This window comes from Bacillus sp. LR_5 (assembly GCF_042709275.1).
Genome location: NZ_JAVAXX010000044.1, coordinates 1 through 11,363, shown reverse-complemented (window position 1 = coordinate 11,363; position 11,363 = coordinate 1). Strand labels below are relative to the sequence as shown.

Here is an 11,363-nt window from a genome sequence, read left to right as displayed (position 1 = left end):
TTACAGAAGGCGGGAGCGAAACATATGAGTCAATTTAGCAAGGATCAGGTTCAAGATATGTATTACCTATCGCCGATGCAGGAAGGGATGCTTTTTCATGCCATCCTGAATCCCGGCCAAAGCTTTTACCTTGAACAAATCACGATGAAAGTAAAAGGCAGCTTGAATATCAAATGTCTTGAAGAAAGCATGAATGTGATCATGGACCGGTACGATGTATTTCGTACCGTGTTCATTCACGAAAAAGTAAAAAGACCTGTCCAAGTCGTATTGAAAAAACGGCAGTTCCAAATAGAAGAAATCGATCTGACACACTTAACGGGCAGCGAGCAAACAGCCAAAATCAATGAGTACAAAGAACAGGATAAGATCAGGGGTTTTGATTTGACGCGGGATATTCCGATGCGGGCAGCCATTTTCAAGAAAGCTGAAGAAAGCTTTGAATGGGTGTGGAGCTACCACCACATTATTTTGGACGGATGGTGCTTCGGCATCGTCGTACAGGATCTATTTAAGGTATACAATGCTCTGCGCGAACAAAAGCCGTACAGCCTGCCGCCCGTCAAACCGTATAAAGACTACATCAAGTGGCTTGAAAAGCAGGATAAACAAGCATCGCTCCACTACTGGCGCGAGTACTTGGAGGACTTTGAAGGACAAACGACGTTTGCGGAGCAAAGGAAGAAACAGAAGGACGGCTATGAGCCGAAAGAGCTGCTCTTTTCACTGTCGGAGGCGGAAACAAAGGCTTTTACTGAGCTTGCAAAATCGCAGCATACCACTTTAAGTACGGCGCTGCAGGCAGTCTGGAGCGTATTGATCAGCCGCTATCAGCAGTCTGGCGATTTGGCCTTCGGTACAGTTGTTTCAGGGCGTCCCGCGGAAATCAAAGGCGTTGAACATATGGTCGGGCTGTTTATCAACGTTGTCCCGAGACGTGTGAAGCTGTCTGAGGGTATCACATTTAACGGCTTGCTCAAGCAGCTGCAGGAGCAATCGCTGCAGTCTGAGCCGCACCAATATGTGCCGCTTTATGACATCCAAAGCCAGGCCGATCAGCCGAAACTGATTGACCACATCATTGTTTTTGAGAACTATCCGCTTCAGGATGCGAAAAATGAAGAAAGCAGTGAAAACGGCTTTGATATGGTGGATGTTCATGTTTTTGAGAAGTCGAATTATGATCTCAACCTGATGGCTTCCCCTGGAGATGAGATGCTGATTAAGCTTGCCTATAATGAGAATGTGTTTGATGAGGCGTTTATCCTGCGCTTGAAATCTCAGCTTCTCACAGCAATTCAGCAGCTCATCCAGAATCCTGATCAGCCTGTCAGCACGATCAACCTCGTTGACGACAGGGAGAGAGAATTTTTGCTAAACGGCTTAAACCCGCCGGCTCAAGCTCATGAAACAAAGCCTCTGACGGATTGGTTCAAGGAAGCAGTGAACGTCAATCCGGATGCGCCGGCGCTTACGTATTCCGGCCAGACCCTGTCTTATCGCGAATTAGATGAGGAAGCGAACCGCCTTGCACGCCGGCTGCAAAAACACGGTGCGGGCAAAGGCTCTGTTGTAGCGCTGTACACGAAGCGCTCACTTGAACTGGTGATCGGCATTCTCGGTGTATTAAAGGCGGGAGCAGCCTATCTGCCGGTTGATCCGAAGCTGCCAGAGGACCGAATCTCGTATATGCTGGCTGACAGTGCGGCAGCCTGTCTTCTGACGCATCAGGAGATGAAAGAACAAGCGGCTGAGCTGCCGTATACAGGCACAACGCTCTTCATTGATGATCAAACACGGTTTGAAGAACAGGCAAGCGATCCTGCAACCGCGATTGATCCTAATGATCCGGCATATATCATGTACACGTCCGGCACAACCGGAAAGCCAAAGGGCAATATCACCACTCATGCCAATATTCAAGGATTGGTCAAGCATGTAGACTACATGGCATTCTCTGAGAAAGATACATTCTTATCTGTTTCCAATTACGCCTTTGACGCATTTACCTTTGATTTCTATGCTTCTATGCTGAATGCGGCACGGCTCATTATCGCAGATGAACATACGCTGCTTGATACAGAACGGCTCACAGATCTGATCCTGCAAGAGAATGTCAATGTCATGTTTGCGACAACCGCACTATTTAATCTTCTCACGGATGCGGGAGAGGATTGGATGAAGGGACTACGCTGTATATTATTCGGCGGAGAGCGCGCGTCAGTGCCTCATGTCAGAAAAGCGCTGCGGGTCATGGGGCCGGGCAAGCTGATTAACTGCTACGGGCCGACTGAGGGAACAGTGTTTGCGACTGCTCACGTCGTGCATGATATACCGGATTCCATCTCCTCATTGCCGATCGGAAAGCCGATCAGCAATGCCAGTGTTTATATTCTGAACGAGCAAAGCCAGCTCCAGCCATTCGGGGCGATCGGTGAACTGTGCATCAGCGGAATGGGCGTGTCAAAAGGATATGTAAATCGTGCTGACCTCACGAAGGAAAAGTTTATTAAGAACCCGTTCAAGCCGGGAGAAACGCTTTACCGCACAGGGGATTTAGCGCGCTGGCTGCCGGATGGAACGATTGAATACGCCGGCCGTATTGACGACCAGGTCAAAATACGTGGACACCGGATTGAGCTTGAAGAAATCGAAAAGCAGCTGCAGGAATACCCAGGTGTGAAAGATGCGGTCGTTGTGGCGGACCGCCCTGAGTCTGGCGATGCATCAATCAATGCCTACCTCGTGAACCGGACGCAGCTTTCAGCTGAGGACGTGAAGGCGCACCTGAAAAAACAGCTTCCTGCTTACATGGTGCCGCAAACCTTTACCTTCTTGGATGAGCTTCCTTTAACGACGAACGGGAAAGTCAATAAACGGCTGCTCCCAAAACCTGATCAGGATCAGCTGGCGGAAGAATGGATCGGACCGCGGAACGAGATGGAAGAAACAATCGCACAAATATGGTCTGAGGTTCTCGGCAGAAAGCAAATTGGCATTCATGACGATTTCTTTGCGCTCGGAGGGCATTCCTTAAAGGCAATGACCGCCGCTTCCCGCATTAAGAAAGAGCTTGGGATTGATCTTCCAGTAAAGCTTTTGTTTGAAGCGCCGACGATCGCCGGCATTTCAGCGTATGTGAAAAACGGGGGTCCCGATGGCTTGCAGGATGTAACGATAATGAATCAGGATCAGGAGCAGATCATTTTCGCCTTCCCGCCGGTCTTGGGCTATGGCCTTATGTACCAAAATCTGTCCAGCCGCTTGCCGTCATACAAGCTGTGCGCCTTTGATTTTATTGAGGAGGAAGACCGGCTTGACCGCTATGCGGATTTGATCCAGAAGCTGCAGCCGGAAGGGCCTTTAACATTGTTTGGATATTCAGCGGGATGCAGCCTGGCGTTTGAAGCTGCGAAAAAGCTTGAGGAACAAGGCCGTATTGTTCAGCGGATCATCATGGTCGATTCCTATAAAAAACAAGGTGTCAGTGATCTGGACGGACGCACGGTTGAAAGTGATGTCGAAGCGTTGATGAATGTCAATCGGGACAATGAAGCGCTCAACAGCGAAGCCGTCAAACAAGGCCTCAAGCAAAAAACACATGCCTTTTACTCATACTACGTCAACCTGATCAGCACAGGCCAGGTGAAAGCAGATATTGATCTGTTGACTTCCGGCGCTGATTTTGACATGCCGGAATGGCTTGCATCATGGGAAGAAGCTACAACAGGTGCTTACCGTATGAAAAGAGGCTTCGGAACACACGCAGAAATGCTGCAGGGCGAAACGCTAGATAGGAATGCGGAGATTTTGCTCGAATTTCTTAATACACAAACCGTAACGGTTTCATAAAAGAAGTGATGAAAGGAGGAGACAGCCAATGAGCCAACTCTTCAAATCATTTGATGCGTCGGAAAAAACGCAGCTCATCTGTTTTCCGTTTGCCGGCGGCTATTCGGCGTCGTTTCGCCCTCTCCATGCTTTTTTGCAGGGGGAGTGCGAGATGCTCGCTGCCGAGCCGCCGGGACACGGCACGAATCAAACGTCAGCCATTGAGGATCTCGAAGAGCTGACGGATTTGTACAAGCAAGAACTGAACCTTCGCCCTGATCGGCCGTTTGTGCTGTTCGGACACAGTATGGGCGGAATGATCACCTTCAGGCTGGCACAAAAGCTTGAGCGTGAAGGCATCTTTCCGCAGGCGGTTATCATTTCTGCAATCCAGCCGCCTCATATTCAGCGGAAGAAAGTGTCCCATCTGCCTGATGATCAGTTTCTCGATCATATTATCCAATTAGGCGGAATGCCCGCAGAGCTTGTTGAAAATAAGGAGGTCATGTCCTTTTTCCTGCCTTCTTTCCGATCAGATTACCGGGCTCTTGAACAATTTGAGCTTTACGATCTGGCCCAGATCCAGTCGCCTGTTCATGTCTTTAACGGGCTTGATGATAAAAAGTGCATACGAGATGCGGAAGGGTGGAAGAAGTGGGCAAAAGACATCACATTCCATCAATTTGACGGCGGGCACATGTTCCTGCTGTCACAAACGGAAGAAGTCGCAGAACGGATTTTTGCGATCTTGAATCAGCATCCGATCATTCAACCGTGATCAAAAGCGGACAGCTTCGGCTGTTCCGCTTTTTTAGTGTTGAATGCCAATTTTTGCATGGTATAATAGTCGAAATACTCAAATAAAGGCAGGTCGAAACATGCGCACGTCTCCCAGGATGAAATGGTTTGTATTGCTGTTTACGTTTGTTTTCGCCATCGGAATGAACTCATTCAGAAATTCCTTTCAATTTTTTATGCTGCCAATGGCGGATGCCTTCCATGCCGACAGGTCGCTGATTTCGGTTTCTGTCAGCATTTTTATGATCACAACCGGCATCGTCCAGTTTTTTGTCGGTTTTTTTATCGACCGTTTCAGTGTCAGAAAAATTATGGCGCTTGGAGCTGTCTGCATCAGCGCAAGCTTTTTGGTGCTTCCTTATTCACCGAATGTTCATGTGTTTTCCGCCATTTACGGTGTGCTTGGCGGAATCGGGTATTCCTGCGCGGTCGGCGTGACGACCCAGTATTTCATCAGCCGTTGGTTTGACACACACAAAGGTCTGGCGCTTGCTATTTTGACCAATGCCAACTCTGCGGGCCTGCTGCTTCTCTCGCCCATTTGGGCTGCGGCTCCGTATCATGCCGGCTGGCAGAGCACCTATATCATTTTGGGAATCGTCATGGCGGCTGTTCTGCTGCCGCTCCTCGTCTTTGGGATGAAGCACCCGCCACATGCGCAAGCGGAGTCTGTGAAAAAATCTTATGATTGGCGGGGGTTTTGGAACGTGATGAAGCAATCCCGCCTTATTCATATCCTGTACTTCGGCGTGTTTACTTGCGGATTTACAATGGGAATTATTGATGCTCACCTCGTCCCGATACTGAAGGATGCGCATGTCTCTCATGTCAACGGAATGATGGCCGCGTTCGGGGCGTTTATCATCATTGGCGGATTATTGGCGGGTTGGCTGTCCGATCTCCTCGGCAGCAGAAGCGTCATGCTATCCATCTTATTTTTCATTCGGCTGCTCAGCCTCATTTGCCTGCTCATTCCCATTCTCGGAATTCATCACAGCGACCTTTGGTACTTCGGGTTTATCCTGTTATTCGGGCTCAGTTACACAGGCGTGATCCCGCTGACCGCGGCGTCAATTTCGGAAAGCTATCAAACAGGATTGATCGGATCGTTGTTAGGCATCAATTTCTTTATCCATCAGGTTGCCGGAGCTCTTAGCGTGTATGCGGGCGGTTTGTTTTTTGACATGACTCATGGTTATTTGCTGATTGTCGCTGTGTGCATCGTGTTTGTGGGTTTATCGGCTGTAATAGAGCTGGTGCCGTTTTTCAATAAACAGAAGGCAAAAGAAACCCACCATTCAATATAAAAGGATCAGCACTGTCAATGCTGATCCTTTTTAAATTTGAGTTTTTTTGTTCCGGTATTTTTAAGGATAATCTTCTTGAATCTATTCATCTCCACTTCGGAATGAAAAAAATGTTTGGGGATCGCAATATATTGGCTGCTGGATGTATTGATGCGGAAGATATTCTTATATTCGAAAACAGCTGTGATTTCATCCCAATTGAAAATGAGGTCATATTTTTTAGAACATATACGAATTCCTTCTTGGTTCAGAGTATATGTTCTTTTCGATTTCATCCGTTCGTTCTTCTTGTATGCTCTGGAAAACTTCACATATAGAAGAAGGAGGAGCAGCAGTGTAAACAGAACTGACATCACGATAATCAACATACTGTTCATAAACAGGTTAAGCGCGTCACTGCCATAAACGATACGGGGCCATCCGTTAATGAAGTTAACTGCAGCAAATATGGCGCAAAACAGCAGAAAGTAAAAGCATGATATTTTTGCGATTTGATAAAAAAAGATTTCTCTTACATCCTTAAAAGCGATTTCTCCTGGAAGATTGATACTTTCACTAGCATATTGAATCATACGGTAAACCTACACCTCTAACCATGTTTTTCCTTTCAGTCTAGCATAATTTCTCATTTTTTTGCAGGCATACCAGGGCGCTTTGTTTTTTTCTCCAGATTGATATTACTCCCCACCACGCCAATCATAATACAAACAGCCCCGGCAAGATGATACCAGGCCAGGCTTTCGTTGAGAATCACAACTCCTGCAATCATCGTCACAATGGTAGATATATGATTAAAAGCACTCATTTTAAACGCCTCAATTCGCGACAGCGTATAGTTAGACAGAAATGAAGTGACAAGTGAAGACAGCACGCCCAAATACACAATGGCGAGAACGAAGCCGGGCTCCCGGAACGGCAGAAAATAAGTGCCGACTGTTCCCGCCGATCCGTGACGCACAAGGGCGATGGCGTTGAAGACGACAAAGCCGATGGCTGACATGATGTAGGTGAGCTCGGTCAGCTTGAACCGCTGCGTCATTTTTCTGGCAGCAGTATTGTACATCGCTGAGGACAAAGCGGACAATAGGATCAGCAAAGACCCTTTTAAGCTGGCTGATTCCACGTCAACGCCTTTCATCACAAAAATAAACATGACGCCGGCAACGGATAAAACTGTGAATCCCTTTTGCGTCCACGTTGGGCGTTCCTTTAAAACATAAGCGGCAAAGACCATCGTGAAAATCGGAATGGCTGCCTGAATAATTCCCGCTTCAGAGGAGGACGAGTACACAAGGCCGAATGCCTGAAAGCTGAAAAATAACGCGGGATACAGCAGGGCGAGCGGCAAAATGGCAATGACGTCCTTTATGCGGATTGATAGCTTTACCCAGCCGAATAAGATCGGTATAGTGGCCGCAGCAAACGCAATGGTGAACCGATGCGCCAAAATATCAAACGGCTCTGCTGTTTGCAGTGCGATTTTTACGAATAGAAAGGATAAACCGATAATGAACGAATATAAAATAGCCGCTATATAAGCGGGGGCTTGCTGATGTTTAACCATAATGGGAAGGGCTCCTTTACCTGAATTGCAGCGCCGGTCGCTCCCTTTATTGTATGGCCGCGGTCAGAACGGTACAATGAGAAAAACAATGAACTGTACCGGTACAAAACAGGGGGAGAAGGCATGGAGAAATATATGAGTCTATTAATGAGGATAGAGGAGATGATGCAAAGCACCGCCTATCAAGAAGGAGACAGGCTTCCATCTATCCGTCAGCTGTCCGCCCGCTACCAAGTCAGCAAAAGCACAGTGATCCGCGCGCTGCAGGAGCTGGAAAAGCGCCACCTTATCTATTCTGTTCCGAAAAGCGGCTATTATATTGTGAAAAAGACAGGGAAATCAAAAAGCGGGCAGCCTGGCCCCATCGACTTTGCCACATCTGCGCCGGATCCAGATGTGTTTCCGTATCTTGATTTTCAGCACTGCATCAACAAAGCGATTGATACATACAAAAACGATTTGTTTATTTATGGGACGCCAAAGGGGCTTCCATCACTCATCCGCGTACTCCGAAAGCTCTTGGCCACTCAACAGGTATTTGCGGATGAACGGCATATTTTCATTACATCAGGTGTCCAGCAGGCGTTATCCTTGCTTTGTGCCATGCCGTTCCCAAATGGGAAAGAGAAGATCGCCATTGAACAGCCGGGCTACCATTTGATGGTCGAACAGCTTGAGACGCTTGGGATTCCCGCCATCGGTGTGAAACGAACGGAAGAAGGGCTTGATATAGCCGAGGTTGAGCGGTTATTTCAAACAGAATCGATTAAATTTTTTTATACGATGCCGCGCTTCCATAACCCGCTTGGCTGCTCATTGTCAGAGCGTGATAAACAGGAGCTTGTGAGACTGGGAGAAGCGTATGATGTCTACCTCGTTGAGGATGATTACCTCGGTGATCTGGAGGAAAATAAAAAGGCAGATCCGCTGTACGCATATGATCTGTCCTCACATGTCATCTATTTGAAAAGCTTCTCGAAAATGATATTCCCCGGCCTTCGCGTGGGGGCGGCTGTTTTGCCCGAAGCGCTGACTGACACGTTCTATGCGTACAAAAAACTGAACGACATCGACTGTTCGATGATTTCTCAAGCGGCATTGGAGATTTACCTGAAAAGCGGTATGTACGGCAGGCATAAGGAGAAAATCAGAGATTCTTATAAAGAGCGGTCGCTGAAGCTACATCAAGCCATTCAAACACACAGGCAGCTGGGAAGAGGCCGCTTTACGTTCTCCAGCGGGCAGGCACCCTGCATGCACACCCACCTGGTGCTTCCTCGGGATCTGCCCGCCTCAAGAGTGATTCATAGGCTGAAAAAACAAGGGGTGATCCTTGAGGCGATAGACCGTCATTATTTATCAGATTATCAGAAAGAAAATCTATTAAAAATCAATATTTCCAATGTGAAAACGGAAGATATTGAGCGCGGTGTCAAGCTGTTGATGAGCCATTTATAAAAGCTCTTCGTACGAGACCATTGTGATATCCTCGGGGAAATCAGGGTGTGCGGCGCATACAGCCATTTTGTAGCCGGGATCGACCTCATACGTTTTGATATAGCATGGGGAATGGCTGTCCGGAAGCTCAATGGATACTTGTCCGTCCTGATGCAGGCGCACTGAAAAGGAATCAAGCGGAAGCGATAAGCCTTTGCCTTCCTGTTTGATAAAGCTTTCTTTCATTGACCATAGATGATAAAAATAGTCTGTCTGCTCGTCCTTGTCTTTTGCTAAAAGGTCGCTGTACTCTGTTTTTGAAAAGAAGCGCTTGGCGATCTCAAGGCTGATCGGTTTCGTTTTTTCGATATCTATGCCGATCGGCTGTGAATCAAACGCGCAAATGACCCAGCGGCCGGAGTGAGAAATATTGAAATGAGCGTCGGGAAGATCAGGAATGCACGGCTTCCCGTATTCCTGCGTGCTAAAGCGGATATCGGATTTGTCCAACTGATACTGCCTGCTTATGACTGAGCGAACGAGCACATCTCCCAGCAGGGTGCGGTGAGCATCTTCTTTATGATAAAATCTCCGGCATTTCTCCCGTTTTTCAGGTGATATGAAAGACATGAACCGTTCATTTTCTTCCTGTGAAAGCGGGCGGTCCATATAAATTCCGTAAATCTTCATTCTAGATCCTCCGTCTGCAAAAGATTGTCAAAACCATCCTATCATACTTCCACAAGACTCATATAGAGGAGAAAATAAAAAAACAAAGCCAAGGCGGCTTTGTTTTAGTGTACAGGCGGAGATGCTTTCACAGCGGCTGTCCGCCTTGCCACAGCATAATTCAGCAGCTGGATTGACTGGGGCAATGAAAAGCGCAAAATAAGTCCGGTGAGGATGGCGGTCAAAATGGTGCCAAAACCGATCGGCCCCCCCATGCCCCATGCCGCAAACAAAATGGTTATTTCCATGCCGTTCCGCACCCATTGCACATTCCAGCCGGTTTTTTCGGTAATCAGCATCATCAGTGAATCACGCGGCCCCGCGCCAAGGCCTGCTGATACATAAACACCGACGCCGTAACCGATCAGCACCACGCCTAGAGAGAAGACGATGATCGAGCCTGTGTAGGTCGAGGGGGCAGGCAGAATGAAATTGAAAAAATCTATAAATACACCAATGAGCACCATATTCAGGAGGGCCCCAATTTTCGGCCAAGCTCTCGTAAACAATGACGTGAATCCGACGATGAGCGCTCCAATAATGATGGACCACTGGCCGACGGTAAGCCCGAAGTGCTGAAACAGGCTGTAATGAAATGCATCCCACGGACTAATGCCGAGTGCTTTTCCTTCTATCGTCAGGGATACACCAAAAGCCAAAATGATCAAACCGGCAAAATAAAATGTCCAGCGCAGAACAAGTTCTTGCTTCACGTGAGGTCCCTTCTTTCGTAAAAATCAGTCGATTGTCATTGTAGCACATCTGACAGAAGGGCGGAATAGGCGAAAGGGGCTCAACAAAAAAACAGGGCCGCCGCAGGCGCCCTGTTTCAGCGTGTTGGCAAACCCTTGCATTCGTTGTCAGGCCTGTGCTTCGGTGCTCACGAATTTAATATTCGCTGTGCTCCAATGCTCGCCCTTCCTAGACTTCAAAGGTTTTCAATCACGCTGAAAATCACAAAATCCTAAAACGAAAATCGTTTTAGGATTTTGTCAATAATCTGAAACAGGGCGCGGGCGCCCTGTTTTTCTTATTACAGCGGGTTCAAAATCCGGTTCAAGAACCGCTGTGTCCGTTCTTCTTTTGGTGCGGAGAAAATTTGCTCCGGCGGTCCTTGCTCCACGATAACGCCGCCGTCGATGAAGATGACTTCATCCGCAACCTCCTGCGCGAACTTGATTTCGTGGGTCACGACGACCATGGTCCAGCCTTCATTGGCCAAGTCCTTGATAACCTTCAGCACCTCTCCGACAAGCTCGGGATCAAGCGCTGAGGTCGGTTCGTCAAACAGCATGAGCTCAGGCTGAATCGCCAGTGCGCGGGCGATGCCGACGCGCTGTTGCTGTCCGCCGGAAAGCTGGAATGGATATAAATCCATTTTGTCCTTCAATCCGACTTTATCAAGAAGCTGAATCGCTTCTTTTCTGACTTCCTCTTTGTTCCGTTTTTGCACCTGAACAGGGCCCTCCATCACGTTTTCGAGGGCTGTGCGGTGCGGGAACAGGTGATACGCCTGAAACACCATTCCGGATTTTCGGCGAAGCTTTAGGATATCCGCCTGTTTCACCTTTTTGGAGAAATCGATGGAGAAATCATCAAATGCAAGCTCTCCGCGATTCGGGATCTCCAGAGCGTTCAGGCAGCGGAGCAGCGTCGTTTTCCCTGAACCTGAAGGCCCAAGTATGGCGATGACTTTT

9 protein-coding genes are annotated in these 11,363 nt (G+C 48.0%); 4 read left to right on the top strand and 5 right to left on the bottom strand.

Features of this window, described 5'->3' with window-relative positions; all coding sequences use genetic code 11:
* Positions 1-24: 24 nt before the first annotated feature.
* The 3 genes from srfAC (at position 25) to RAC86_RS12060 (ending at position 5,936) form a co-directional block, all read left to right on the top strand.
* Positions 25-3,852, top strand: a complete 3,828-nt coding sequence (gene srfAC, locus RAC86_RS12070; protein ID WP_377885673.1) for a surfactin non-ribosomal peptide synthetase SrfAC — start codon at positions 25-27, stop codon at positions 3,850-3,852.
* Between the two features lie 28 nt (positions 3,853-3,880).
* Positions 3,881-4,609 (top strand): surfactin biosynthesis thioesterase SrfAD, encoded by a 729-nt coding sequence (srfAD, locus tag RAC86_RS12065; protein ID WP_003234568.1) that lies wholly within the window; start codon positions 3,881-3,883, stop codon positions 4,607-4,609.
* A 100-nt stretch (positions 4,610-4,709) separates the two neighbouring features.
* Complete coding sequence (locus RAC86_RS12060; protein WP_119899010.1) at positions 4,710-5,936, top strand: MFS transporter; 1,227 nt, start codon at positions 4,710-4,712, stop codon at positions 5,934-5,936.
* A gap of 14 nt (positions 5,937-5,950) precedes the next feature.
* Here RAC86_RS12060 and RAC86_RS12055 read toward each other — a convergent pair whose 3' ends face one another.
* A complete protein-coding gene (locus RAC86_RS12055) occupies positions 5,951-6,508 on the bottom strand; it encodes a YcxB family protein (RefSeq protein WP_119899012.1) in 558 nt (185 codons plus the stop codon).
* 53 nt (positions 6,509-6,561) lie between these two features.
* Entirely contained in the window at positions 6,562-7,500 is a 939-nt protein-coding gene (locus tag RAC86_RS12050; RefSeq protein ID WP_119899014.1) for a DMT family transporter, read from the bottom strand.
* 123 nt (positions 7,501-7,623) lie between these two features.
* On the opposite strand from RAC86_RS12050, the gene RAC86_RS12045 reads away from it, so the two are divergent.
* Complete coding sequence (locus RAC86_RS12045; RefSeq protein ID WP_377885672.1) at positions 7,624-8,958, top strand: aminotransferase-like domain-containing protein; 1,335 nt, start codon at positions 7,624-7,626, stop codon at positions 8,956-8,958.
* Here the strand turns inward: RAC86_RS12045 and RAC86_RS12040 are convergent.
* The 3 genes from RAC86_RS12040 to tcyC all read right to left on the bottom strand — a co-directional run.
* Entirely contained in the window at positions 8,953-9,627 is a 675-nt protein-coding gene (locus RAC86_RS12040) for a 4'-phosphopantetheinyl transferase (RefSeq protein WP_003234549.1), read from the bottom strand. The two genes, RAC86_RS12045 and RAC86_RS12040, sit on opposite strands and share 6 nt — an antisense overlap.
* A gap of 104 nt (positions 9,628-9,731) precedes the next feature.
* Entirely contained in the window at positions 9,732-10,379 is a 648-nt protein-coding gene (locus RAC86_RS12035; RefSeq protein ID WP_014475783.1) for a YczE/YyaS/YitT family protein, read from the bottom strand.
* Between the two features lie 320 nt (positions 10,380-10,699).
* Positions 10,700-11,363: cystine ABC transporter ATP-binding protein TcyC (gene tcyC / locus RAC86_RS12030; RefSeq protein WP_377885671.1), on the bottom strand; the 664-nt coding region annotated here is incomplete at its 5' end.

What these genes read in the sequence shown, in the direction of transcription:
- srfAC (WP_377885673.1), top strand. Translation starts at nt 25, where the DNA reads ATGAGTCAATTTAGCAAGGATCAGGTTCAAGATATGTATTACCTATCG.
- srfAD (WP_003234568.1), top strand. Translation starts at nt 3,881, where the DNA reads ATGAGCCAACTCTTCAAATCATTTGATGCGTCGGAAAAAACGCAGCTC.
- RAC86_RS12060 (WP_119899010.1), top strand. Translation starts at nt 4,710, where the DNA reads ATGCGCACGTCTCCCAGGATGAAATGGTTTGTATTGCTGTTTACGTTT.
- RAC86_RS12055 (WP_119899012.1), bottom strand. Translation starts at nt 6,508, where the DNA reads ATGATTCAATATGCTAGTGAAAGTATCAATCTTCCAGGAGAAATCGCT.
- RAC86_RS12050 (WP_119899014.1), bottom strand. Translation starts at nt 7,500, where the DNA reads ATGGTTAAACATCAGCAAGCCCCCGCTTATATAGCGGCTATTTTATAT.
- RAC86_RS12045 (WP_377885672.1), top strand. Translation starts at nt 7,624, where the DNA reads ATGGAGAAATATATGAGTCTATTAATGAGGATAGAGGAGATGATGCAA.
- RAC86_RS12040 (WP_003234549.1), bottom strand. Translation starts at nt 9,627, where the DNA reads ATGAAGATTTACGGAATTTATATGGACCGCCCGCTTTCACAGGAAGAA.